We start from the raw sequence: 23,782 nt of genomic DNA, 5'->3' as shown, positions 1-23,782 counted from the left end.
TCCCCGGACCATATCAATGCAGCAGTATAGCCCTGCAATATAAATCTATATAGCAGAAAAGAGATTATAGCATTTATTTGCGTCAGATTTAATAAACAGACCGTATATTCTACATTTGCCGGTCTCCTTCCGGCAGGAAGATGTGACGAGAAACCTAACCTGAAATGTGCCACAGGGCAATGCGACAGTAATGGAGATACCAATCACACCAACCCATCATCCAGCCAGTTATCCCGGTATACGAAAGAGGGTTATAAAAATCACATAAAATCCGCCAGACCCATCTGCTTCTCGGGCGGTTCGCCGAAGGTCGAAAGGACTGCCATCGAGAGTACCTCCACCCTCTGCCTCGTATATTCGGATACATTATATTCATCGCACATCTTCTGTGACATCTCAAGGTATTTCTTGACCGACCCCTCGTGGACGGTCGGGATCACCTTATTCCCGCACCTGCACTTCCCCGAAAGCGGCATCCTCCTGTACTTCGCATTGCACTTAGTGCAGCGCATCGACTGTTTTGAAAAAGAATTAAGGTTGCCCATAATATCGCGTATGAAATGCGTATTGAGCACCCTCTCCGCGACATCGTCGGCATCGACCGCTCGTATGATCTTTCCAAGTTCAAGTTCGGCCTCGAGTTTGTCGGTCATCGTTTTTAATGTATTATAAGAGGATATGAGCGGGCCCGCCGATATGTCGGTTGTATCGTGGGTGAACATGATCCCTTCATACTGCCCCGGTGTCCCCAACCGGAGGGCGACATGGTCGATCTTCTTTTCAAGATCCTTGGGATGCGTATATTTCAGGGCTTCGAGATAGAGTTCGAGCGGGTAAGACGGACATGCATCCACATTGTGGCACTCTCCGTCAACCTCGGAAGGATCTATCCTGCTCGTCAGGACGAGCGGGGCGTCCATCGATCCGCCCCTCGTCTCGGGGAGGAAGCACTTGGAGAAGTTGATCAGGCCGTCGAGAAGGAGCATCACGCAGTCCTCGTCGCCGTCGCATTGCCCCGTGAAAATACCGTTTGCAGGAAGATTGTGATCCTGGTCCACGGTCATGCAGAACACATAGTCCTCGGCGGACTCGAGGATGTCGCGCCCGACAATCCTGTCGTTTATCATGCAGGTGCCCTCGAATATCGGGACGAAATCTCCTTCCTTTAACTCAAGGGCCTTAACCCTCCGCTGGTATGCAAGATCGCAGACAAGCATCGTGTGTTCGGGGGTAACGGTTACCGATCTTCCACGCGAGGTCTCGAACCTGATTAGAGTCTTCGGAGACCTGTGGACTGATACCGAAGTGACCCGCCTCATCCTGACCGCACCGGAGATATCGAGCGAATGGACCCAGAAGGTCTTTGATGGATCGGAATAGTATGTCCCGACGAGATCGAAGTTGGTCTTCGAGATATCGAAGTTCTCGAGTACGAACTTCCGTATCGGAAGCGTCTGCCACTTCTCATTGTCATAGACCGTGATCTCGGTCTCGCCCTGGAAGCAGTTTCTCCTCTTTGCCGCGTGGAAATACGGGTGGCCGTATCCGACAAATGCCTTCGAAAAACCGAGAAGCCTCACCAGAACCCCGGCACTCGTATGCGGAGCAAGCCCCATGAGCAGGCGGCCGACGATGTCCTCTTTCTTCTCCGCATTATAGTAGGGAGGAAGATCGTAGAGCTTTCCGAGCATCTCGTCGATAAACATCGCAACCTTCAGGAGCCATTCCCCGCAGTCTTCGGAGACAAGAATGTCCTGGCATTTGAGCTCAAGTACCTGATCTTCGGATTCGAGAGGTTTCCCGTAGACATCCTTAGGATAACCAAGTTCTATCAGCCTTTCAACCGAAGTCCCGATCTCCTTCGGTTTGAAATGCGTGAGCGGCAGGTCGATCATATCGTAGCGGAGGGTTCCGTCCTTGAACACGTATAGTTCGTTTGCAGCACGTAATACCGCCTTTTCCAGCGGTTCGGCACACCTCTCCTTCGACATCATACCCTTTACGCCTTTTACCAGCTTGGGCTCCATATCCCTTATCATACCGACATTTTTCAGGGCGGAATCATACTCAGCCTTTACGTCGATCTGGACCTGCTGGCTGCAAACTCCCTCCATCCCGCAGACAGGACATTTCCCGCCTACAACGTTCCTTCCGCACTTAGGGCATACATACTCGGGTTCGGTATGGGTCCCGCACTCGCAGATATTCTTGTATGTTATCTTTTTGCACGAAGGGCACCGGCGAAGACCCATCTCGGCGGTTATAAGTCCCCCCTGCCTGTTCTCCTTCGACTTGGAGGCCTCCTGGAAAGAGCGCCTCGATCCGCCCTCGTCGCCGACAGGGAAGAGTCCGTTTGGTGGAGGATTCATCTTACGGGGTTTGGACTTTCCCGGGCGGCCCATCCTTCCGCCGATTCTCGTACCCGCCTTGGAGCGCATCTTAAATCCGGAGAGACATGATGCCGCCTCAAGACCGTTTTTGCATTCGGGAAGGTGTTCGCGGGTTTCTCTCTTCTCGAGATTCATCGTAAGGCCCAGGCATGCGAGAAAGACGATCGGGGATTCGATAACGATCTTTCCCTCACGAACTTTATGGGGAAGGAGGAGAATTTCAAGAGTGCTCTTCAGCGAAAAATCGCCGGGGAGATACAGGACGCCTTCCTTGATCTCTCCTTCGGCAGACACTGCATCTGCAAGGGCGATTACATCTTCAACGGAGATATCGTCCCAGATATATGTATAATCCGGATGAAGATATGCACCGGACACGGCCATCTCGACCGCTTCCATCATGTTCTCCGGCCGCCTTTCACCGCCTTCGAGCATCCACCACTCGTGGCAGTATGCGGACGGAACGAGGTTGTGGTTGTTCTCGAGGAATTCACCGTATGAAACGAGCATCTCGCCGACATCGATGATTCTTTCGACCTGCGGACCGTACTTCAGCGCATCCTCTATCGTGTCGATCCTCATCACGTCCCCGTTGGTGAGACGAACGGTCGGCCCTTCGACAGTATCGACCGGGACTACTCCCGCCGCCTTCCCGGGACGCTCGACCTTCATCTGGGTGCCGACCGCAAGGAAGTCGCCGAGTATATGGAGAGTTGAAGGATTGAATCCTGCAGCCGCAAATCCGGTATTTCTCGAACGGCCGTATCTCAGCCTGAAACCGCCGGCTTTCATCGGGTAGGAGAAGACCGGTCTTCCACCGATAAGATCCTTGATATATTTGTCCTTGGGCTTGAGGTGGAATCCCTCGTCCTTCTCCTCTTTTGCCCCCTCTTTGCCGGCAGAAGAAGTACCGCCCGATACGAGTTTGTCGAGCCATTCCCAGCCCTCCATCCTGACCTTGCGGACGACCTTCTGGATCTTCGGGGCCTTAAGCCCCATTCCCTCCGCAACCACGAGAGCCATACCGCCCCTGACGACATTGGTCTCAATGCGTTCGAGGTTCCTGAAACCCGAGACCTCGACCTTCTCCGTCGGCTCGCCGTCGACGCAGACAGGACAGTTCCTGACGATATACCTGAGATCGTCGTCCGGCGGGAGGTACTGGAGGCTCATGATATTGTTGTATTTCTTAATCTCCTCGACATACCTCTCGACCTCCTCGTCCCTCGGGATAAACGCGGACATCCCAAGACCTTTCCGGACATAATCCCCGACGAGAACAGAGAGAGCCTGGGCCGTTCCGCCCGCACTTCTGATAGGCCCGGCATAATAGATCTTTAAATATTCTGTTCCGTCGTCGTTCCTGCCGACGCCGATCTTTCCTATACCCTCGGTCGGGGCCGCAACGACACCCTCGGTCAGGAGAGCCATCGATGTTCTTATCGCGTGATCGAGGATATCTTCCCTTGTCTGCTCGCCGAATTTCTTTGCAATAAAATCGTCGCCTATCTTCAGGGCGACCTCCTCGCGGGACATCGTTTCGCCGAGTTCACGGAGTCTCGCCGCTACTCCTTTGATGTCAAGCAGTGCCTCGACCCTGTCGGCAAGATCGTTTGCAATAGGGATCTCCACACTGGTCCTCGGATCGATCCCCTTCAGACGCGCCTGCTTTGCAACCTTTATTGCGGTTTCAAGCCCGGTCTGAAGCGATTTAAAATAGGCATTCATCTCCGGCGAGGTCTGCATAATCTATTATTCTGTCGGCATCGCTATAATCCATTTGGCATTGCCAATCATTATGGCGATCCTGAAGAGAACAGTATACACGAGTGATGAAAAGAATGACTGATGAGAAGACCGGTTGCCTCATCTGCGGCGGGGAACTGGTCTACAGCGATACCGAAAAGGAGATGGAGTGCTCGTTTTGCGGTAAGAAATTCAGGACAAACGTTGCCTGCGAAAACGGCCATTTCATATGCGACGAATGCCACGGCAGGGAGGCGGAAGCAATGATAACCGCGTTCTGCCTGAATACGGATCTCAAAGACCCGATAAAAATTGCAATAACGCTCATGCGCCACCCAAGCATGCACATGCACGGCCCCGAACACCACTACCTCGTCCCGGCAGTACTCATCACCGCGTATTATAATGAAATAAACGAGCAGGAAAAGAAGGAAAAAGCGCTGAAGAAGGCACTCAGTCGTTCTGAGCATATCAAAGGCGGTTTCTGCGGAACGCACGGAACATGCGGTGCAGCGATCGGAACAGGGATCTTCATAAGCGTGATCACGGGCTCGACCCCTCTTTCAGGAGAGTCCTGGTCGCTATCGAACAGGATGACGGCAACGGCTTTAATGGCAATTGCCAACGCAGGGGGGCCCAGGTGCTGTAAACGGGATACATACCTCGCGATAATCGGGGCGGTTAAGTTCCTGGAAGAGAACTTCAAAGTCGCCCTGCCGGTTACGGAAGAGTTCTGCTGTGAATTTTCCGGACTGAACAGGGAATGCCGGAAGAAAGAATGCCCGTTCTGGTGCGGGCAATCAGACAATCTGAAATAGGTTGGCGAAAATACTCTTATCAAAGGGAGATGGTTTTAAGGTGTTCAACGTACGTGCATTTTCACTGGGCAAGGCACATGAAGAGGTTATCAAGACCATCCTGAAGCACGGGAAATATCTGGTCACAGAAGACGGAGAAAAGACTATAGAACTTCCCGAGCCGCTGAATATTCACGTTAAAAATCCGTTCGAGGACTACATGATTAGCCCTTTCAATATGTTCGGCGAAGGGGCGATGAGGCAGTACGTAAACGATCTCCTGAACGGGACCGAGAACGAGTTCGTATATACGTATCACGACCGGCTCTTCGATTATCCGGTGGGGGATTCGGAGTTCAGGGGAGACGGCGACGGGAAAGGGATCGACCAGGTGGAATACCTGATAGAGAAACTCAAAGCCGAGCCCAATTCACGCCGTGCCGAAGCAATCACCTGGTTTCCCCCGAAAGACGATCAATCGGACAATCCGCCGTGCCTCCAGAGAATCCAGTGCTTCGTCCGCGACGGGAGACTCAATATGCACGTGGATTTCAGGTCGAACGACATGCTCTCCGCACTCGGGGCGAACATGTACGCCCTCGTCCATCTCCAGAAGATGATCGCGGACCGTCTCAAAGCAGATGTCGGATGGTACTCGCATACCTCGGTCTCGGCTCATATGTATCACGAACGGGATCACGATGAGCTTATGAAATATGTAAAAGGGCTCGGGCTGGAAGCAGACCTGAAGCATTACGAATCCTCAAAACTCATCAAAGATTAAACAGGAACTAAAACAATATTTCAAACAAAAAACCAAAAAAATTTCAGAAATCTTTTCTAAGGACATTTTCAACCGCTTCCGGCTCGACAGTTCCCATCCTGTGAAGGGTCAGGACCGCACATCTTTCGACAACTCCGTCGGAATTGTCTATGAGATCCTTTAACGGCTGAACCGCAGGTTCGCCTACGCGGATAAGAGCCTGCGATGCATAGCCCCTGACTACCTTGTCGTCGCCGGAGAGCATCTCCAGAAGAATGTCTATCGAAGGTTCGCCGATCGCACCGAGAGCTGCAGCGGCATACTTTTTTGCATCTCTTGAAGGGGTTCTCTTAAGCAGATCCGAGAGCGGTCCGATGGCGGCAACCCCGATCTTTGCAAGTGCCGATGCGGCGTACCACATCGAATCGTTGTCACCGGATTCTTCGATGAACTCGCATAACAGGACTGCGGCAGGTTCACCGCATCCGGCAAGGGAGTCGACCGCACCTCTTTTTTCCTGGAGATTTCCGTTTTTTATCTGATCTATATATCCACGGATCTCCTCTTCACCACACATACAAATCAGGTGGAACCCGATAACTCATATAATTATCAGATTATTGCAAGTGCCTGAAGGGTGCACCAGATCGGCCTTTTTCCGTCCCCTGCAAGAATTTATTTGTATTTTACAATCCAATCATGATCGGTTACAATGCGGAGCGACGAAGCGAAATCGGGTTATGAAAGGGCTGCCAACAGGTCCCTGATCCGGGCCCTCGGGATATCTGATCGGGAGATGGAAAAACCCTTCATAGGCATAGCGAACTCGTGGAACTCGATAGTTCCCGGGCACACGCATCTTCGAATGATCGGCGAGCGTGTCCGCGAGGGAGTTGCCGCAGGAGGCGGAACCCCATTCGAGTTCAATACAATAGGCATCTGCGACGGAATCGCGATGGGCCACGAAGGAATGACCTACTCGCTTCCTTCAAGAGAGAACGTTGCCGACGCGGTGGAACTGATGATCCAGGCCCACAGGTTCGACGGGCTCGTGTGCATATGCACCTGCGACAAGATAGTTCCGGGAATGCTCATGGCTGCAGTGAGATGCAATATTCCTGCAATTGTCATTACAGGAGGCAATATGCTCCCCGGCTACCATCATGGATGCGAACTCTCGCTTACCGATATATTCGAGGGTGTGGGAAAGGTTGCAGCAGGAAAGATGAGCGACGAAGAGCTCACAGAGCTTGAAAAGGCCGCGATGCCCGGATGCGGGAGCTGCCAGGGACTATACACGGCAAATACGATGGCCTGCATGACCGAGGCGATGGGGATGTCGCTTCCGGGATGTGCAGCTGTTCCGGCGGTCGACGCGGAAAAGATGAGGCTGGCCTACGAAACGGGCGAGAGAGTTGTCGATCTTGTCAGGGAGAACATCCTTCCCCGCAATATTGTCACCGCAGAGAGCATGAGAAATGCAATAAGAGTCGATATGGCTCTCGGCGGATCGACGAACACCGTCCTTCACCTGATGGCCGTCGCCGAAGAGGCCGACATCCCGTTCGGACTCGACGAGTTCACCGCAATCGGCGAGCAGGTTCCGCATATCTGCTCCATGCAGCCCGGCGGGCCGCATTCGATGCAGACACTCCACCGTGCAGGAGGAATTCCTGCAGTTTTCAATCGGCTTCTCCCTCTTCTTTCGAATGTAAGAACGGTCTCGGGAAAGACGGTCGGGGAGATCGCCGGTTCGGTCAGGTATATCGACGAGAATGTTATCAAAACGATCGAAACTCCGGTGCATGAAGCAGGAGGGCTCAGGATACTGAAAGGCACCCTCGCCCCGGACGGCGCCGTCATCAAATGTTCGGCTGTAAACGACGACATGTGGGTGCACAGCGGACCCGCAAGAGTCTTCGGGAATGAAAAAGAGTCTATGGACGCGATCCTGGGACGAAAGATCAACGAGGGCGACGTTCTCGTCATCCGCAACGAGGGCCCAATCGGGGGACCGGGAATGCCGGAGATGCTTTCGCCGACATCTGCACTAATGGGCATGGGATATACGAAGGTCGCACTGGTCACCGACGGCAGGTTCTCCGGCGGTACAAGAGGACCGTGCATCGGCCACGTCGCACCCGAAGCGATGGCCGGTGGTCCGATCGGTCTCGTTAAGGAAGGAGACATAATTGAGATCAACCTCCACGAAAGACGACTCGATCTTGCGGTAAGCCCTGAAGAGATCGAAAAGAGACGACAGGCTTACGTTCCACCAAAGAGGGAGCTCAGGGGAGTTCTCGAACGTTATGCGAAGATGGTCGGACAGGCGAACAGGGGAGCCGTTTTAAAATAATTTTTTTTGGATCTTTTTAAATTTTAGAGTCTTTTTGCATACTAAAACAAAACATAAACTATTTTATCAGAATACAGGGAGGGGGAGGTTTCCCCCTCCCTTGAACCCTCCCCCTCTATCGTGATAAGTCGCAAAGGGGATGGACAAGCATCCCCTTTTGCTCCAAAAAGTTTTTTCGGGTACCTTTCAAAATGTTTTCCCGGCCGAGGCTACCCGGATGGGTAGCGTCCAGGCCGGGTTATCACCATTCGCGTAAGTTGCACAGCAACTTACGCACAGGGTTGCCCCGTCAGGGGCTTACGCCCTTTTTAAAAGGACCAGTCATTCATATTCGTCACTTCAGCATATCATCCAGAATGCCCGCCGCCAAGCGAACGTATTCTATGCAAACAGATTTCGGCAGCTTTTCGGCAGGGATGCTCTTCATTATTTCGTGATTGTTTATGTCGTATCCCAAAAGATTGCGGCACATGAGGGAGCCTGTCTCTTTTGAAAAACGTTTTTTGAACTCCCTTACCAGTTCATATGTTCTCTTTTTCGCCAGAGCTGCGTCGCCCTCGTCGCTGACAGAAAGGCTGATAGCCATTACACCGCCGGACACTGCACCGCAGGTATCGCCCGTACCCATTCCGCTTCCGAATCCTCTTGCAATCCTTCTTGCGGTTCCGGGTTCGGCACCGAAATCACCGGCAAAAGCCATAAGAACCGACTGTGCACAGTTCAGCCCGCTCTTGAAATTTTCCTCTGCAATATCGGCTCGATTCATGGGATATTATTCAACGTAATGATATAGAATACCTTTTTTCGGGAAACATAAGGGCGGGCAAAAGAATTTTATCTTATTACCTGAAAAGGACGGTCCATGAAAGAATATTTAGGCAGGGATACGGTAAGGAAAAAGACTGAAAATCTTTTCGAAAAATGTTCCACGGAAGATTTTCAGGAACTGCAGAAAAGGCTGATAAATCTCGGCTATGTCCAGAGAGGATCCGATCCTGTCTCCGCAGAATTTCATCATACAGGAGCAGGACTTCTCCTTGACGTGGAGTTTGACAAAGACAACGGAATACACTCATACGAACTGCTCACGACAGAAGAGATGGAAGAAAAACACAGAAAATTCCGCTGGTGAATTCAGATTTCATTCACTCTCCAGCGCTTGAGTGTCGGAAGCAGTCTTGACATCATGTCAAGGGCGTCTTCGTATGTCACGAACCCGCTCTCCGCCATCCTCTCCGCACACCTGACCTTCATCTCCTCGAATGTAAGGGTCGGCATAACGAACTCCCCTTTCCAGTAGCATGAGCGGCAGTAATCGGCCGAGGGAGAACCGTCTTCTTCCGTCCCGAAATCCCCCTCGCACTTCATCGGCAGACCGCAACTCTGGCAGAATGGGCCTTCGAAATGCTTCTTTATGACCGAGCAGGTGTACCCTATATAATCCTCAGGGATCTCCATATGAGATAGAAAACCCTCTGTCTATAAAAAAGATTGTAAGGTGATACTATCACTGCCATCTCGGAAGGCTCGAAAGATAGCTGTTCACCATCATCTTTGCCTTTTCCAGGGGCATACCGAGATGTTCCGCCATCATCGGGGCGTACTTTTCAACAGCCTCCTCCTTTGTGAGATCAGGTTCGATAAATTTTCCATCCTTATAACAATAAATACAATATTTACTGCTCTTAGATCCGTTTTCTTCGGTTCCGTAATCTTCGTCCCTGGCGAGTGGCATTCCACAGCTCTCGCAGGTCTTAATCTCCCGTCCCGCCCATCTTTTCAGGCATGAAAGCTGCTCTTTTGCAAAGCCGACAGCCTTCTCGGCAGGGATCTCGAACATCTGCGACATAATCGCCCCGCCCTTTTCAGCCATCTCTTCCATTGTAATATCCGGTTCTGTAAAAGATCCGTTCTGATAACAGTACATGCAGTACTCGACAGAGGGCGACCCGTCGGCTTCTGTACCGAAGTCTTCCGGTTTGGTCATAGGCATCCCGCAGCTCTGGCATGTTTTAGCATTATTTTTCATATTCAGGTCTCCAAGGTTATCATACCCGTTACATAATGATTCTTTATGAACATGATAAATGGGTATTATAGAACCCGAAAGTGAAACATGGAAAAAAAGATAAACGCCTGTCCGCTTACGGCGATTGATGGAGAAAATTTCCTGTGGCTCTGGATTGAAAATTACCTGTCTCTTCTGCGGTACTGGAACATCTGGGATATTCTTCTGTACTCATCTTCCGAGAGTTTTTCTGCATTTATTCCGGAAATCACATAGTCACCTCCTGTCATGTTCTGATCTTCTTTCTGATATTCGGCCGGTATAAGGAAAGCCCTGAAAATATTATGAAATACCTGGAAACTAAAATTCATGCCTTCAACAGTTGATTATCCAAAAAAGGCACCCGAAAAAAAGATTCAGGATAATAAATTTCTTCCGTTTTTCAGGGTTGTACGCATCACAAAATTAATAAGAAATTTATTTTAAGCCTGCCCTGATAACTCAATTATGAAAGATTCCCCGGAAAGATCATCAGGCAAAAGTTACAGCCTCCTGATAATTGCAATATCGCTTGCAATATTCATGTCCTCAATAGACGGGACAATCGTCAATATCGCCCTTCCGACGATCTCCGAATCCTTCGACATCTCCTCGAGCACAGTCAGCTGGGTTGCGACAGCATACCTTCTCGTAATGGCCGGCTGCGTCCTCATATTCGGGAAGATCTCGGACATAATAGGATTTAAGAAAATATTCCTGACAGGATTCATTGTCTTTACAGTTGGTTCCTTTGCGTGCGGTTTTCTCCCGGATCTCCTTGATTCGTTCGGATCCCTTGTCGGATCAAGAATCTTCCAGGCGGTAGGCGGCGCGATGATAACAGCCATCGCTCCCGCAATGGTTACCGCCTTCATCCCGATGAGCATGAAGGGAAAGGCAATGGGAATAATAATGACCGTTGCGGCGCTCGGAATGGCGATCGGCCCGACTGTCGGAGGTATTCTGACACAGTATCTCTCGTGGCACTGGATATTCTTCATCAACGTCCCTATAGGAATCATAGCGGTTCTGCTTGGTGCGAAGGTAATCCCGTCAACAGTAACAGGCAAAGATCGCGATCTCTCCGGATTCGACAAAAAAGGCGGCCTGCTCATCTTCTTCGGCCTTGCATCGCTTCTATTTGCAATATCGGAGGGACAGGAGCTGGGGTGGACATCTCCTGCGATAATCGCTACTATGATAATTGCAGTTGTTTCTCTCGCAGGTTTCGTCTGGAACGAACTGAAGGTCACCGAGCCGCTTCTTGAACTCAGGCTCTTCAGGAAGAAAAACTTCTTCCTCTCGAACCTTCTGTTCGTCCTCTTATTCCTGAGCTTCTCGGGAATCAACTATCTGCTGCCGTTCTATCTCGAATACGTTCAGGGATTCGATTCATCCACCGCCGGCCTGATACTTACATCGCTGTCGTTTGCAATGATGATCTCCGGACTGCTTGCAGGTGCATTATTCAACAGAACAGGAGGAAGACCGCTCTGCATCGCAGCGGGATTCGTGATCCTCCTCGGTTACTACTTTATCACTCACCTTCACGCAGATACGACCACTGCATTTGTGGTTGGCTGCCTCATGCTGATCGGTTTCGGCCTGGGGCTGATGGTCACACCGATCTCGAATATGATCATGAATTCGGTAGGAAAGCAGTATCAGGGAATGGTTTCGAGTCTGACGAGCCTTGAGAGATTCGCCCCGCTGACGATAGGCATTGCAATATTCAACCTCATCTTCCTGCAGGGTGTCTCGCTTATTGCCGAACACAGGGGTGTCACCACCGAAGCACCAGTAAATATGAAACTCGAAGTTCTTTCATCAGGATTCGATCTTGCATTCCTCGGAGCATTTATACTATCAATTGCGGTACTGATCCTCTCGCTCATTGTAAAACAGGAGATACACCCGGATTATCTTGAGGAAGGGCCGGAGACGGAGATCATAGGCGGGATGATTTAATCCCTTTTTTAATCTAAACCAGAAAATCCAACCAAAAAAGAGACATTATAATTTTAAACAGAAATTCCTCTGCCATATCCGGAAAAAAGATAATTGGTCTTAATCCATCATTCCTACAACTTCATACGGATTGTTCAGCGGATTCTCAAGTTCGGCCAGCAGATCAGCATCTACCGTAAACTCTTCCATCACTTCGACATAATCACCAGGATTATTAAGATTCTGCACCATATCCACGGTCTGGTATATTTTACTCCCCCAGGAAGGACCGGTCCACTCTGAATCGTCAAACCGGAATCCCAGAGCGATACCTTTCCCGCTGTTCTCCTGACTGTTCCAGAGAACAAATATTCCTGCAGGACGGATACCATATTTTTCCGTCAGGTATGTCTGGTCTTCATTCGTAAATACAGCCGAAGTATCCACTCCTCCCTTTCCGGGAGTCATATCCCAGAGAACATTATATATATCCTCTTTGCACCATGTCGGGCACGATACAACAACGTATGACGTCTCATCAGTCAGCGGCATGTTCTCCTCTACATACTTTGCAAGAATGTACCCGCTTGATACCCCGGGGCAGAAATGATTATGGAGCGAGGCCGCATTCATCAGATCGTACGGGGCTCCGTATGCCCATGCATTCGCCAGAGAGAGGAGAGAGAATGCATCAGCACCAAGTACTTCCTGTGTTTTGTTCCCGGCATTTGTATCTTCAAGCATCTGGTAGATATCTCCGGAAACCACTTCTATAGTTGAGAAGGCATTTTCAGGAGGCAATGACTCCACTGCTGCATCGGTGAGCCTGAAATAACCCTCTTTAGGCACAAGGTACAGTCCTTTTCCTGTATCCCTATTATAGAAATAGAACCAGAGATCCTTCCAGTCAGCACGGTTTATCTGGAATAATGTGCTGTCACCGTTCTGAAGGCCTGAGACTTTGGTAATCCCTGAAATCACCTTCTCTGTAGTCTGACCGTCTACAACTACACGACCCGCATCTGTAAGTACTACGACATCGGAATCGCCATAATCAAAATCAATCTCGTCCATTGCAATAGTTGCAGCAAATTCCCCAAGCGCTTCCATATGATATGCATTTGTCGATGCTGAAACCGCAGGTGCACACAGGACGAGTGCCAGACAAATACAGAATAACCATCTTAAACGATTATAATTCATTTTTATCATCTCCATTCCAGGACAGATTCAGGCATATTAAATCGAATTCATATGACTGAATCGTATGCGGCAGACAATAATTCGCATCCACCTATCGAGAGATAATACATAAATTGTTAAAAGTGTTACTATATGGGTTTCCGATAATTGCTTTTTTGTACTCACAAGAAAACAATATTTTTAGCAGTTGCAACCTTGAAAAAATACAAAGTGATAAGATTCAGTCTATTTTATGCATAATCCAATCATTCTTAAGCCAAAGCAACTCTCCCGGCAATCTTTTCGGCCATATCACGGGAGAGATCTCCGTCGGTCGAAAATGTACTGAAAACTATGTTCGAACACCGGACATAATAGATATCGCTCCCACCCCACGGAGAATTCGGTGAAAATGCTTCAGCCCAGGGGCCTTCTACGCTTTCCATGTATGATCCCTCTTCAGATTTCCCGGAGACTATTTTATCGAGGTACCATTCCGCACCCTCCGTTTCATTGAAGGCATAAATATCAGCACTTGTGAGATCCGAGACCTCTCCCGAATTGTCGTAGAGAACGTATGAAACCTTTGCCAAATCGATAACTCCATGATCGAGGAGCTCCGAGGTATCGCTGATCCATTTCCGGTTTGATTCTTCAATCATCTGTCGATCTTCAGGATTATATCCTATCATCGTGCCCTGCAGGAGAGGACTGTTCATTGAATTGATAACGCTTTCCCAATCTTCGATATGGCCGTAAGACAATTCGACACCTTCACCGAAATCGCCGCTTTCAGGGAGGACGTCTACTGCATGGAGAACGGAGCCGGAATCTGCAGGGGACTGCTGCTCTTCAATCGATACTGACACAGCTGCGGCTACAATTATTAACGATACTACAATTACTACAACCAACAGGTATTTCCGGTTCAATGTCTCCTTCATTCTCCTCCATCCCCGGCCCATCCTATTCTGAGTTTCTGACAGACAAAAATGTGCTTATTTCTGAGTACGCACTTAAAAAGATTATATTTTTCCAAAAAAGGATTTCAGAAACCGCCAGGTAAAAATAAATAAAAAAAGATTATTTCCCGGGGGAGATCGTCGCGGCTCCTCTCTGGAGTGCGACTTTGCCCGTGCGGACAAGTTCGAGAATTCCGTATGGAACAAGAAGCTCTTCGAGTGCACGGATCTTTTCCGAATCACCCGTAATCTCGAGCACCACCGTCTCCTGCCCGACGTCGATTATCTTCGCCCTGAAAATATCCGCGATCTGCATGACCTCTGACCTTGTCTTTCCCGGCTCTGCATTAACCTTAATCAGGACAAGCTCGCGCTCGACATGACTCCTTTCGGTTATATCGATGACCTTTATGACCTCGATCAGTTTATTGAGCTGCTTTTTCACCTGCTCGATATGGGCGTCGTCGCCGCATGCAACGATAGTGATCCTGCTCATTCCCGGGGCTTCGCATGTCCCGACCGCGAGGCTCTCGATGTTGAAACCCCGCCTCGAGAAGAGGCCGGAGACCCTTGTCAGTACACCGGACCTGTCCTCGACGAGTACGCTGATGATGTGCTGCTTCATTCAGTCGTCCTCCTGCTCAACGTGTTCGCCGATCATATCCTTTATCGCCGCTCCTGCAGGGACCATAGGGAATACATTCTCCTCACGCTCGATCCTGAAGTCGATGAGGAAGGGACCATCGCTCTCAAACGATTCCTTCAGGGCGGGAACGATATCCGTTTCGGATTCCACAATTCTCCCGGGAACCCCGTATGCCTTCGCAATACCTACGAAGTCGACAGAAGGAAGCTCGGTATACGAGTATCTCTTATCGTAGAAGAGCTCCTGCCACTGTCGCACCATCCCGAGATACATGTTGTTTAAGATCATCATCTTGACCGGAACCTTGTACTGGGCGACCGTTCCGAGCTCCTGGATATTCATCTGGAAGCTTCCGTCGCCTGCGATCAGGACTATTTTCTCCTCCGGGCGTGCGAACCATGCGCCGATAGCCGCAGGGAACCCATATCCCATCGTCCCGAGACCTCCCGAGCTGATCCAATGCCTGGGTTTTTTGAAGCCGTAATGCTGGGCCGCCCACATCTGGTTCTGCCCGACCTCGCTGACGATGATCCCGCCGCCGTCGAGGAGCGTGGAGATCTCGCGGATTATCTGCTGCGGATGGAGCCCTCCGCCGTTCCCGCAGGTGAGAGGATGATCCTTCTTCCATTTGCCTGTCTCTTCCAGCCACGCGGTCCGGATGACACGATCCTCAGGGGTGAGCCTCTCTATAATATCGTCAAGGACGACCTTTGCGTCCCCTACGATGGGGACATCGACCGCCTTGTTCTTCCCGATCTCGGCAGGGTCGATGTCGATGTGGATGATCTTTGCTCCAGGGGCGAACTCATCGATCTTCCCGGTTACCCTGTCATCAAAGCGGGCGCCGATCGTGAAGAGGAGATCGCATCCTGTAACGGCATAGTTCGCATACTTTGTCCCGTGCATACCGAGCATACCCAGGTTTAAGGGATGATCGGAGGGGATTGCGCCAAGCCCCATCATAGTTGTCGTAACCGGGATCTCCATCTCCTCCGCAAACCTGCAGAGCGCTTCGGAGGCTCCCGATGCAACGATACCCCCGCCGGCATATATAACCGGCTTCTTCGATTCTCTCAGCAGGTCAAGCGCTTTTTTTATCTGACGCGGGTGACCGTGATATGTAGGTTTGTACCCCTTCAGGTCCGGAATTCCAGGAAGGATCTCTTCAGGGGACACACTCTTCATCAGGACATCCTTCGGAAGATCGACGAGTACCGGCCCCTGTCTCCCCGTACCTGCGATGTAGAACGCCTCGGCTATCACCTGCGGGATCCTGACCGTATCATTGACGAGGAAGTTGTGCTTTGTCACGGGCATCGTGATCCCGGTGATGTCGGACTCCTGGAACGCATCGTTTCCGAGCATGGCTGTAGGAACCTGACCGGTGAGGGCGACGATGGGAACGGAGTCCATGTTTGCTGTGGCAATCCCGGATACAAGATTGCAGGCGCCCGGACCGGAGGTGGAGAGGCACACACCCACACGGCCGCTCGCACGTGCATAACCGTCGGCCGCATGCACAGCTGCCTGTTCGTGCCTTACCAGTATGTGCCTGATATCGGCATCATAAAGCTCGTCGTATATCGGGAGGACCGAACCTCCCGGGTATCCGAATATTATATCGACACCCTGCTCCTTCAGGCTGTCAATCAGAATCCGTGCTCCTGTTTTCATTCTCACTCCTCAATAGTCTGTTCATTCCCGAAACAACTGCCTCAACACTTGCCTCGATGATATCTGATCTTGCTCCTCTCGATGTTATTACCCTGCCGTCCCTGTTCAGTTTTACAGTGACGTCCACGACGGCATCCGTTCCGCCGGTAATCGCATCCACATGATACTCCTCAAGGCGGATGTCGCCGACGACGGATACCGACTCCTGAAGAATCCTCAGTGCGGCATCGACCGGCCCTGCACCTGTTGCAGCTCCCGTTATCTCCTGACCGTTTACCTTCATGGTCACCGAGGCCGTGGGAATTATTTTGTTTCCCGAGACGATGGTAAACTGTTTCATCTCGATAACCGGCCTGCACTCGAGCAGCATCACGGCGTCCGCAACTGCCATCACGTCGGCGTCGGTAACCCGTACGCCGCGATCGCCGATCTCCTTGATCCTCCGGACGATCTCGTTCAACTGTTTGTCGTTAGGCTTGTAGCCGAGTTCGTTCAGCGCCGATTTGACCGAAGCAGAACCCGAATGCTTTCCGAGTACTATACGCCTCTTTCGTCCCACGAGTTCGGGGGAGAGGGGCTCGTAAGTGCTGGAATCCTTCATCAGGCCGTGCGCATGGATGCCGCTTTCATGGGTGAAGGCCATCGCGCCCACGATCGGCTTGTTCGTTGCAAGCGGGACCCTTGTATACCTGGATACGAGCGTGGAGAGCGGATAGATCTTCTCCTTCTTAATACCGGTATCATAGTTGTAGAGCCTTTCGAGAGCCATCACCACCTCTTCGAACGGGGTGTTCCCGGCCCTCTCGCCTAACCCGTTTACCGTCACGTGGGCGCATGTCGCCCCGCTGTTGAGTGCTGTAAGCGTGTTCGCAAGCGCAAGGCCGAGATCGTTATGGCAATGTATGCTCAGGGGTGCGTGGCAGACCCTCGGGATTATCTCCGCTGTCCTTTCCGGGGTCAGCAGGCCGACCGTATCACAGAAGCACAGCCTGTCGGCCCCGGCCGAAACGCCGTCCCGAAACAGGTTTGAAAGATAATCGATGTCCGCACGAGAGGCATCCTCGCCGGAAAGTTCCACGATTAAGCCTCTCTCTTTCGCATAGGAAACGGCATCCATCGCCATATCGTATACGGCTTCCCGGTCTTTCCCGAGCTTCTTTGTGATATGAAGGTCGGAGACCGGAACGACAAGATGAACCGAATCGACACCGCAGTCCGCTGCCGAGTCGATATCGTCACGCCTTGCACGCACATAGGTACAGCATTCCGCCGCAAGCCCTGCATCAGAGATCAGCCTTATGGCTTCCTTTTCACCCTCCGATGCAACGGCAGTGCCGGCTTCTATAACATCAATTCCAATGTCAGAAAGGGCAGTCGCAATTTCAAGCTTCTGCTCGGGGGTCAGTGAAACTCCGGGCGTCTGTTCGCCGTCCCTGAGTGTGGTATCCAGAAAACGAAACATTTTATCGCCAAATAAAGCAATCACTCATTTCATTCACTTCCATTATGAATAATGAACAAAACGATATTTAATTGTTATGCCAAAAACCAAGAAATCGCACCATGCACTCGCCAAAAAACCTCGCTGGCGCACCACAAGATGGTGAAATCCTCCAACATCTGAACCGCAGGACAAGAATGCTTATCTCTCACGACACCCAATAATTTATACCGGAAACACACCATATTCCGGCTTTAAACCGGCCTGCAATCTGCCGACACCCATGGCAGAAAAAGGCCTGAGCAAACAAGATAACATATCATCACATATATTAAACCGTCACACAGGAGAGAAATCAATGATCAACAAATATTACGAATCGGACGCTGATCTGGGGAATTTGTCCGGAAAGACAATAGCCGTTATGGGATACGGCTCCCAGGGACGAGGACAGGCCTTAAATCTAAGAGACAGCGGTCTTGATGTCATCATCGGCATAAGGCCCGGCAAAAGCAGGGATCAGGCAGTAGCCGACGGGCTCGAAGCTCTCGACGTTTCAAAGGCCGCAGAGAGAGCCGACATTATCATGATCCTGCTCCCCGACGAGATCCAGGGGATCGTATACAAAAACGAGATCGCGCCATATCTCACCGAGAACAAATGCCTGATGTTCTCACACGGATTCAATATTCACTTCGGGCAGATCGTCCCGCCGGCCAACGTCGATGTCATTATGGTCGCGCCCAAAGGCCCCGGGCATATGGTCAGGAGGACATACGAGGAAGGAAAGGGTGTCCCCGCACTGATCGCTATCCACCAGGAATATACCGGAAAGGCAAAAGAGATCGCCCTTGCCTACGCGAAAGGTATCGGTGCAACAAGAGCTGTCGTGCTCGAGACGTCGTTCCGCGAGGAGACAGAGACTGATCTCTTCGGAGAGCAGGCGGTTCTCTGTGGCGGAACAACCTCGCTTATCAAGGCGGGATTCGAGACGCTCGTCAAGGCAGGATATGCTCCGGAGATGGCATACCTCGAGGTCCTTCACGAAATGAAGTTGATCGTGGACCTGATCTACGAAGGCGGATTTACGAAGATGAGAGACTCGATCTCCAATACCGCACAGTACGGAGACATTACAAGGGGCCCAAGAGTAATCGGTGCAGAGAGCAAGGCGGCGATGGAGCAGATCCTAAAAGAGATCCAGTCAGGCGCCTTCACAAAGGAGTGGATGCTTGAAAATGCCGTCAACAGACCGATGTTCAACGCACTCACAAGGGCGGACGAAGAGCACCTTATCGAGAAGGTGGGTGCAGAGATAAGAGGCATGATGCCCCAGTTCCGTAAATAAGTGACTTAAACTAAAACATTTTTTTGCTTCCCGGTACGTTTAATAATGCTCCAGGGGACAGAATAATCATGAACAGGTATGCAACACTTTCAAAGGAGCAGATGAGAGATCTCAGGCAGTGCGAGGAATACCTGGGCCTGATACTCGTTGCATATAGTGAATTCGAATCTTCAGGCAGGTATTCATCACTTTCAAAATGCGAACTAGAAAAGATTCATAAACTGGAAACAGAGTTTTGCGCCACACTTGTGGCATTCGAATAAGCACAAATACATTTTTTCAGGCACTCCATCAGGAGACCGGACTGACACATTTATTCTAAATGACAGTTTTAATATGAACCGGGATTAAAAACCATATGGCTATGGCTCAGGATACAGATGCTTCCGGGATAACTGAAGAGCAGACCCCAAGATTAAAAACAATAGAGGCATATGTTACCGGCAAAGTTCAGGGCGTAGGATTCCGGGCATGCGTCAGGAGGATAGCTTCGCAGCTTTCGATAACCGGTGAAGTCATGAATCTTGAAGACGGCAGGGTCTGTATCAGGGCGAGCGGAGACGATATAATTATTGACAAATTCCTCTCGTCCCTTCAGGAATGCCCGAGAGCACATATAAGAGACATTGACATCTATGAAAAAGAGCCAATGGATTACGAAGATTTCGAGATCGTCAGGGTTTACTGAAAATTTTTTCTCTTTTTCAAAGACTTTTTTGTTAAAATTTTGCAGGAAAGATCGCTCACAGATGAAAATGGTTGAGCCTAAGGGCTGTCGCCCTTTCGAAACCTAAGGGGACTTTCGATCGCCAGCCTTTATCCAACACACGGGCTTCTTAAAATCTTTTAGCGGAACGATTTTCCCTCATTTATTTCAGAAATTTGACTCAGTAAGAAAACCTCAGCGGTCTTCTGTTTATAAGCGAATCGCGGTAGGACATTACGTTCTCCTCGATCTTCCTCTGATCAATTGAACTTTTAAGAGCATTGGATAACAAACGCAGAGTTCCCTGATCAAGATGGCACCTCTTCGTATTTGTTTCGTACATATCATCCGTAAGGTATTCGCGTGCAATTGAAAATACAACAGAATCCACCATGAAAGGCTTCAAAGGATCTATAAGATCAAGAATAAGAGAATTTGTCCCCTCGCGAAGAATTCCCTTGTCGACATCAAGGTACGCACCTACAAGCGGCACACAACAGTTCCCGAAAAGGATCGAATAGCCAAGCGAAAGCAGAGAGTTTACAGGGTCCACGTGCGGGCGGGATGTTCTTCTTTTAAACCCGTGAGACGGAGTAAGACATCTCCCCATAATCTCATAATACATGTCAGAAGTAAATTTCTGGATTCTTCTAAGCTCTTCCATCTTTATGAGATAGTCGATCTCCTCCAGGCTCGTGAAAAGGATCTCGTCCTCTCCCTTGTAATAGAGTTCCCGGTCTATTTCACCACCAGCTTTTTCGATCATCATAATCCTCGCCTTTATTGACGACCGTACAATTTCAGCGGCGCTGTTATAGGAAGAAACTTCTGACTGGAGTTCTGCCATCTCCTCATCGGGTTTTCTCCCGAAGGGCCTTAGAACTCCTACGGGTGTACCGTCGGCATCGAAGAACGAAACCGATGAATTCTGCCTTAAAAGATGAATTATTGCGGAAGTATGGATATTATGGCCTCCCACAACAAGCAGGTGATCGACGGATTTTATAGGAATCTCTTCGACATCAGATTTATTCAGGATAATGAGTGTTGTTGCCGTGGACTTGATATGGCCCCCGAAACCCCACACTACATGCCATGGAATATCTGGACTGAACATCGCAAAAAACTCCTGAAAACTTAATAAATAAATCGGTAAAAAAATACATTAAGCCATCGTTTGAACATCGCAAACTTCTCTTTCCATTTGTAACACTATGCATGCGTCGATCATCTCCGACAGAATATCAGGAATAATAAGGTTAAATGGAATATTTTAACCTACATCGACTGATTTAACGGATTTTTTTGCAAAAAATCAAGTCAAAATGATTATATTTCTTTTTGGCGATAGTTTCCTTCATGACCGTGAAGGTTTATGGTGCAATTCTGGTGCTGATTCTTGCACTGGCTATGGTTTTTTCAGGATGTACCGATACATCCGGTGAGAACCAGACATCCACGGACGGGGTGAACGTGGAGGAGACGACGACATATATCGTCGGGATAGACGGTGAATACAAGCCTTACAGCTATGTCGACACGGATGGGAATCCTGTAGGCTTTGATGTAGATTCAATAAAATGGATCGCTGAAAAGGAAGGATTCGAAGTCGAGATTATACCCGTCGCATGGGATGGAATTATTCCTGCCCTTATGGCAGGAAAGATCGATATGGTCTACTCGGGAATGACTATTACAGACAAGAGGCTTGAACAGGTCAACTTCTCGATCCCCTACTGGAAGGTCAACCAGTCCGTTGCAATCAATGATGTAAACAACTACACTATGGACGACTTTATGAGCGGAAAGTACATCATCGGTGCACAGAGCGGAACTTCCGGAGCACAGTGGGTCGAAGAGAACCTTATTGATACAGGTATCATGCCCGCTGAAAATTTCAAGAACACCTATTCTACCTTCCCACTGGTATCAGAGGATCTAAAGAACCAGAGGATAGACTTTGCAATATACGACAAGCCGCCGATGCTTGAGGCAATCGAAGGAAAGCCCCTCTCAATCATAGGGGAGATTGATACAAACGAGGAATACGGTGTTGCAATCAGGAAGTCCGATGTAGAACTTCTTGAGACTATCAACGACGGCCTCACCCAGCTCATGGCAGATCCATACTGGGAAGAACTCAAGACAGAGTATGGCATGGTAGAATAATTTACCAAAAATTCAACCTATTTTCAACATCTGATAATTATTCGGCTATCTTTTAAAAATCGGCAGAATAAATATAGATTAAGTCTAAAAATGCAGGCAGAGTAATACTGCCAGACTGCATAGCCGGTTTGCTGTCAAGGGAATACTGCATGGATCTAATATCAATTCTTATCGACTGGGCCCCTTACCTACTTACCGGCATTTTTGTGACCTTAGGGCTTACTGCAGCAGGTTTGGGTTTAGGCGTGATCATCGGCCTTCCTATGGCAATTGGTCAGGTCTACAGCACAGGGATCAGATGGGTTGATAAAATTATGAAGGCTTTTATCGCCGTCTTTGTCTGGTTCTTCAGGGGACTTCCGATCCTTGTTCTGTTATTCCTGTTCTACTTTGGAATCTTTCCTCTTATGGGAATGGGGGATCTCGCCCCGTTCTTCGTTGGCGCTATCGTTTTAGGCCTGAGAGGTGCAGCCTACCAGTCACAGATATTCAGGGGCGCCATCCAGTCAATAAGCGAAGGGCAGATGACAGCCGCAAGATCACTGGGGATGACAAAACTCTCCGCAATAAAAAATGTGATCCTGCCGCAGTCTTTCAGGATCGCTCTTCCAGGGTGGTCGAACGAATACCCCAACATACTTACCGATTCCGCGGTATGTTATGCGATAGGAGTTGCAGAACTGCTGACAAGAAGTTCGCAGATCGCATCACAGACATATGAATACACAATTTATCTGGTATGTGCAGTTCTCTTCATCATCCTTAATTATGCAGGGACAAAGGGACTTCTTATTCTTGAGAACAGGATTGCAATACCAGGATTTTCCGGAAGCGGAGATGAAAAGCAGGTGTTCCTATGAGTGAAGAATATATTCTGAGAGTAGAAGATATCCACAAGAAATACGGGAACTCTGAGGTCCTGAAGGGTGTTTCATTCAATGTCAAAAAAGGAGAAACACTTGTATTTATCGGACCTTCAGGTACGGGAAAAAGTACGCTTTTACGCTGTATTAACCAGCTTACAGTTCCTGAAAAAGGGCAGGTTTTTCTGAGAGACGAGGAAGTCACAAACTCAGGATCTAAGATCAACTACTTCAGGCAGAAGATCGGAATGGTCTTCCAAAACTTCTGTCTCTTCGACCACCTGACAGCAGTCAGGAATGTTGAGATCGCACTGATAAAAGTTAAGGGAATGAAACCTGAAGTGGCCAGAGAGAAGGCTCTTTATGAACTCCGGCAGGTAGGGATGGAGGACTGGGCGGATCATTACCCGGCCGAACTTTCTGGCGGACAGGCACAGAGAGTCTCGATCGCACGTGCGCTTGCAATGGATCCTGACGTCATTCTGTTTGATGAGCCGACCTCCGCCCTTGACCCCGAACTCACACGTGAAGTTCTTGAAGTCATGAAGAAACTTGCGCAGGAAGGAATGACAATGCTTGTTGTCACCCATGAGATGGGCTTTGCCTGCAACGTCGCAAACAGAATAATATTCATGGAGAATGGTAATATCGTCGAAGAAGGAAGTCCGGGAGAACTCCTTGAAGGTGAAGATACCTCAAGGACAAAACAGTTCATCGGCGGTTTAGGAATGAAAGCGGACTGAAA

General features: G+C 49.7%; 23 protein-coding genes. 12 read left to right on the top strand and 11 right to left on the bottom strand.

All coding sequences use genetic code 11. The features are described from left to right. Window positions 1-260: 260 nt before the first annotated feature. A complete protein-coding gene (locus tag MPET_RS02160) occupies window positions 261-4,136 on the bottom strand; it encodes a DNA-directed DNA polymerase II large subunit (RefSeq protein WP_013328378.1) in 3,876 nt (1,291 codons plus the stop codon). A 95-nt stretch (window positions 4,137-4,231) separates the two neighbouring features. Here MPET_RS02160 and MPET_RS02155 point away from each other — a divergent pair, with 95 nt between their 5' ends. Together MPET_RS02155 and MPET_RS02150 are read left to right on the top strand one after the other, a co-directional pair. After that, entirely contained in the window at window positions 4,232-4,954 is a 723-nt protein-coding gene (locus MPET_RS02155) for a DUF5714 domain-containing protein (RefSeq protein ID WP_013328377.1), read from the top strand. Window positions 4,955-4,994: 40 nt separating this feature from the next. Continuing rightward, window positions 4,995-5,717: a thymidylate synthase gene (locus MPET_RS02150; RefSeq protein ID WP_013328376.1), complete on the top strand. Its 723-nt coding sequence runs from the start codon at window positions 4,995-4,997 to the stop codon at window positions 5,715-5,717. Window positions 5,718-5,760: 43 nt separating this feature from the next. On the opposite strand, the gene MPET_RS02145 is transcribed toward MPET_RS02150, so the two are convergent. After that, on the bottom strand, window positions 5,761-6,273 hold the full coding sequence (locus MPET_RS02145) for a HEAT repeat domain-containing protein (RefSeq protein ID WP_013328375.1): 513 nt from the start codon (window positions 6,271-6,273) through the stop codon (window positions 5,761-5,763). Window positions 6,274-6,408: 135 nt separating this feature from the next. Between MPET_RS02145 and ilvD the strand changes: the two genes are divergently transcribed. After that, entirely contained in the window at window positions 6,409-8,052 is a 1,644-nt protein-coding gene (gene ilvD / locus MPET_RS02140) for a dihydroxy-acid dehydratase (RefSeq protein ID WP_013328374.1), read from the top strand. Window positions 8,053-8,386: 334 nt separating this feature from the next. On the opposite strand, the gene MPET_RS02135 is transcribed toward ilvD, so the two are convergent. Continuing rightward, window positions 8,387-8,818: a C-GCAxxG-C-C family protein gene (locus tag MPET_RS02135; protein ID WP_013328373.1), complete on the bottom strand. Its 432-nt coding sequence runs from the start codon at window positions 8,816-8,818 to the stop codon at window positions 8,387-8,389. A 96-nt stretch (window positions 8,819-8,914) separates the two neighbouring features. Here MPET_RS02135 and MPET_RS02130 point away from each other — a divergent pair, with 96 nt between their 5' ends. Beyond that, entirely contained in the window at window positions 8,915-9,184 is a 270-nt protein-coding gene (locus MPET_RS02130; RefSeq protein ID WP_013328372.1) for a hypothetical protein, read from the top strand. Between the two features lie 2 nt (window positions 9,185-9,186). On the opposite strand, the gene MPET_RS02125 is transcribed toward MPET_RS02130, so the two are convergent. Together MPET_RS02125 and MPET_RS02120 are read right to left on the bottom strand one after the other, a co-directional pair. Beyond that, window positions 9,187-9,510 (bottom strand): zinc ribbon domain-containing protein, encoded by a 324-nt coding sequence (locus tag MPET_RS02125; protein WP_013328371.1) that lies wholly within the window; start codon window positions 9,508-9,510, stop codon window positions 9,187-9,189. A gap of 49 nt (window positions 9,511-9,559) precedes the next feature. Beyond that, window positions 9,560-10,081 carry a zinc ribbon domain-containing protein gene (locus MPET_RS02120; RefSeq protein WP_013328370.1) on the bottom strand — a complete coding sequence of 174 codons (522 nt, stop codon included), beginning with the start codon at window positions 10,079-10,081 and terminating at the stop codon, window positions 9,560-9,562. Window positions 10,082-10,168: 87 nt separating this feature from the next. Between MPET_RS02120 and MPET_RS15240 the strand changes: the two genes are divergently transcribed. Together MPET_RS15240 and MPET_RS02110 are read left to right on the top strand one after the other, a co-directional pair. Beyond that, window positions 10,169-10,336: a hypothetical protein gene (locus tag MPET_RS15240; RefSeq protein WP_013328369.1), complete on the top strand. Its 168-nt coding sequence runs from the start codon at window positions 10,169-10,171 to the stop codon at window positions 10,334-10,336. Between the two features lie 231 nt (window positions 10,337-10,567). After that, window positions 10,568-12,067, top strand: coding sequence for an MFS transporter (locus tag MPET_RS02110; RefSeq protein WP_013328368.1), 1,500 nt, complete (start codon window positions 10,568-10,570; stop codon window positions 12,065-12,067). 99 nt (window positions 12,068-12,166) lie between these two features. Here MPET_RS02110 and MPET_RS02105 read toward each other — a convergent pair whose 3' ends face one another. From MPET_RS02105 to MPET_RS02085, 5 genes are all read right to left on the bottom strand, one after another. After that, on the bottom strand, window positions 12,167-13,249 hold the full coding sequence (locus MPET_RS02105; RefSeq protein ID WP_013328367.1) for an FmdE family protein: 1,083 nt from the start codon (window positions 13,247-13,249) through the stop codon (window positions 12,167-12,169). 251 nt (window positions 13,250-13,500) lie between these two features. Next, entirely contained in the window at window positions 13,501-14,172 is a 672-nt protein-coding gene (locus MPET_RS02100; protein ID WP_013328366.1) for a hypothetical protein, read from the bottom strand. A gap of 139 nt (window positions 14,173-14,311) precedes the next feature. Then, window positions 14,312-14,815: an acetolactate synthase small subunit gene (gene ilvN, locus MPET_RS02095; protein ID WP_013328365.1), complete on the bottom strand. Its 504-nt coding sequence runs from the start codon at window positions 14,813-14,815 to the stop codon at window positions 14,312-14,314. Then, the gene (gene ilvB, locus MPET_RS02090) at window positions 14,816-16,510 is read right to left on the bottom strand and encodes a biosynthetic-type acetolactate synthase large subunit (protein ID WP_013328364.1); all 1,695 of its coding nucleotides are present in this window, start codon (window positions 16,508-16,510) and stop codon (window positions 14,816-14,818) included. Further along, window positions 16,482-17,972 carry a 2-isopropylmalate synthase gene (locus tag MPET_RS02085; protein WP_013328363.1) on the bottom strand — a complete coding sequence of 497 codons (1,491 nt, stop codon included), beginning with the start codon at window positions 17,970-17,972 and terminating at the stop codon, window positions 16,482-16,484. The genes ilvB and MPET_RS02085 overlap by 29 nt, the downstream gene beginning before the upstream one ends. A gap of 337 nt (window positions 17,973-18,309) precedes the next feature. On the opposite strand from MPET_RS02085, the gene ilvC reads away from it, so the two are divergent. The 3 genes from ilvC to MPET_RS02070 all read left to right on the top strand — a co-directional run bounded on the left by ilvC (window position 18,310) and on the right by MPET_RS02070 (window position 19,987). Beyond that, window positions 18,310-19,299: a ketol-acid reductoisomerase gene (gene ilvC, locus MPET_RS02080; protein ID WP_013328362.1), complete on the top strand. Its 990-nt coding sequence runs from the start codon at window positions 18,310-18,312 to the stop codon at window positions 19,297-19,299. A gap of 68 nt (window positions 19,300-19,367) precedes the next feature. Beyond that, window positions 19,368-19,562 carry a hypothetical protein gene (locus MPET_RS02075; protein WP_013328361.1) on the top strand — a complete coding sequence of 65 codons (195 nt, stop codon included), beginning with the start codon at window positions 19,368-19,370 and terminating at the stop codon, window positions 19,560-19,562. A gap of 101 nt (window positions 19,563-19,663) precedes the next feature. After that, window positions 19,664-19,987, top strand: a complete 324-nt coding sequence (locus MPET_RS02070; RefSeq protein ID WP_048130512.1) for an acylphosphatase — start codon at window positions 19,664-19,666, stop codon at window positions 19,985-19,987. 199 nt (window positions 19,988-20,186) lie between these two features. Here MPET_RS02070 and cas1 read toward each other — a convergent pair whose 3' ends face one another. After that, a complete protein-coding gene (gene cas1 / locus MPET_RS02065; RefSeq protein WP_013328359.1) occupies window positions 20,187-21,122 on the bottom strand; it encodes a CRISPR-associated endonuclease Cas1 in 936 nt (311 codons plus the stop codon). Between the two features lie 242 nt (window positions 21,123-21,364). Here cas1 and MPET_RS02060 point away from each other — a divergent pair, with 242 nt between their 5' ends. The 3 genes from MPET_RS02060 (at window position 21,365) to MPET_RS02050 (ending at window position 23,780) form a co-directional block, all read left to right on the top strand. Then, entirely contained in the window at window positions 21,365-22,174 is an 810-nt protein-coding gene (locus MPET_RS02060) for a transporter substrate-binding domain-containing protein (protein WP_013328358.1), read from the top strand. Window positions 22,175-22,323: 149 nt separating this feature from the next. Then, complete coding sequence (locus MPET_RS02055; RefSeq protein WP_013328357.1) at window positions 22,324-23,034, top strand: amino acid ABC transporter permease; 711 nt, start codon at window positions 22,324-22,326, stop codon at window positions 23,032-23,034. Then, on the top strand, window positions 23,031-23,780 hold the full coding sequence (locus MPET_RS02050; RefSeq protein ID WP_013328356.1) for an amino acid ABC transporter ATP-binding protein: 750 nt from the start codon (window positions 23,031-23,033) through the stop codon (window positions 23,778-23,780). The genes MPET_RS02055 and MPET_RS02050 overlap by 4 nt, the downstream gene beginning before the upstream one ends. Window positions 23,781-23,782: the final 2 nt, after the last annotated feature.

The sequence above is a fragment of the Methanolacinia petrolearia DSM 11571 genome (assembly GCF_000147875.1).
GTDB classification, from domain to species: Archaea; Halobacteriota; Methanomicrobia; order Methanomicrobiales; family Methanomicrobiaceae; genus Methanolacinia; species Methanolacinia petrolearia.
This window is presented reverse-complemented; position numbering and strand designations above follow the sequence as displayed.

What these genes read in the sequence shown, in the direction of transcription:
- MPET_RS02160 (WP_013328378.1), bottom strand. Translation starts at nt 4,136, where the DNA reads ATGCAGACCTCGCCGGAGATGAATGCCTATTTTAAATCGCTTCAGACC.
- MPET_RS02155 (WP_013328377.1), top strand. Translation starts at nt 4,232, where the DNA reads ATGACTGATGAGAAGACCGGTTGCCTCATCTGCGGCGGGGAACTGGTC.
- MPET_RS02145 (WP_013328375.1), bottom strand. Translation starts at nt 6,273, where the DNA reads ATGTGTGGTGAAGAGGAGATCCGTGGATATATAGATCAGATAAAAAAC.
- ilvD (WP_013328374.1), top strand. Translation starts at nt 6,409, where the DNA reads ATGCGGAGCGACGAAGCGAAATCGGGTTATGAAAGGGCTGCCAACAGG.
- MPET_RS02135 (WP_013328373.1), bottom strand. Translation starts at nt 8,818, where the DNA reads ATGAATCGAGCCGATATTGCAGAGGAAAATTTCAAGAGCGGGCTGAAC.
- MPET_RS02130 (WP_013328372.1), top strand. Translation starts at nt 8,915, where the DNA reads ATGAAAGAATATTTAGGCAGGGATACGGTAAGGAAAAAGACTGAAAAT.
- MPET_RS02125 (WP_013328371.1), bottom strand. Translation starts at nt 9,510, where the DNA reads ATGGAGATCCCTGAGGATTATATAGGGTACACCTGCTCGGTCATAAAG.
- MPET_RS02120 (WP_013328370.1), bottom strand. Translation starts at nt 10,081, where the DNA reads ATGAAAAATAATGCTAAAACATGCCAGAGCTGCGGGATGCCTATGACC.
- MPET_RS15240 (WP_013328369.1), top strand. Translation starts at nt 10,169, where the DNA reads ATGGAAAAAAAGATAAACGCCTGTCCGCTTACGGCGATTGATGGAGAA.
- MPET_RS02110 (WP_013328368.1), top strand. Translation starts at nt 10,568, where the DNA reads ATGAAAGATTCCCCGGAAAGATCATCAGGCAAAAGTTACAGCCTCCTG.
- MPET_RS02105 (WP_013328367.1), bottom strand. Translation starts at nt 13,249, where the DNA reads ATGAATTATAATCGTTTAAGATGGTTATTCTGTATTTGTCTGGCACTC.
- MPET_RS02100 (WP_013328366.1), bottom strand. Translation starts at nt 14,172, where the DNA reads ATGAAGGAGACATTGAACCGGAAATACCTGTTGGTTGTAGTAATTGTA.
- ilvN (WP_013328365.1), bottom strand. Translation starts at nt 14,815, where the DNA reads ATGAAGCAGCACATCATCAGCGTACTCGTCGAGGACAGGTCCGGTGTA.
- ilvB (WP_013328364.1), bottom strand. Translation starts at nt 16,510, where the DNA reads ATGAAAACAGGAGCACGGATTCTGATTGACAGCCTGAAGGAGCAGGGT.
- MPET_RS02085 (WP_013328363.1), bottom strand. Translation starts at nt 17,972, where the DNA reads ATGTTTCGTTTTCTGGATACCACACTCAGGGACGGCGAACAGACGCCC.
- ilvC (WP_013328362.1), top strand. Translation starts at nt 18,310, where the DNA reads ATGATCAACAAATATTACGAATCGGACGCTGATCTGGGGAATTTGTCC.
- MPET_RS02075 (WP_013328361.1), top strand. Translation starts at nt 19,368, where the DNA reads ATGAACAGGTATGCAACACTTTCAAAGGAGCAGATGAGAGATCTCAGG.
- MPET_RS02070 (WP_048130512.1), top strand. Translation starts at nt 19,664, where the DNA reads ATGGCTCAGGATACAGATGCTTCCGGGATAACTGAAGAGCAGACCCCA.
- cas1 (WP_013328359.1), bottom strand. Translation starts at nt 21,122, where the DNA reads ATGTTCAGTCCAGATATTCCATGGCATGTAGTGTGGGGTTTCGGGGGC.
- MPET_RS02060 (WP_013328358.1), top strand. Translation starts at nt 21,365, where the DNA reads ATGACCGTGAAGGTTTATGGTGCAATTCTGGTGCTGATTCTTGCACTG.
- MPET_RS02055 (WP_013328357.1), top strand. Translation starts at nt 22,324, where the DNA reads ATGGATCTAATATCAATTCTTATCGACTGGGCCCCTTACCTACTTACC.
- MPET_RS02050 (WP_013328356.1), top strand. Translation starts at nt 23,031, where the DNA reads ATGAGTGAAGAATATATTCTGAGAGTAGAAGATATCCACAAGAAATAC.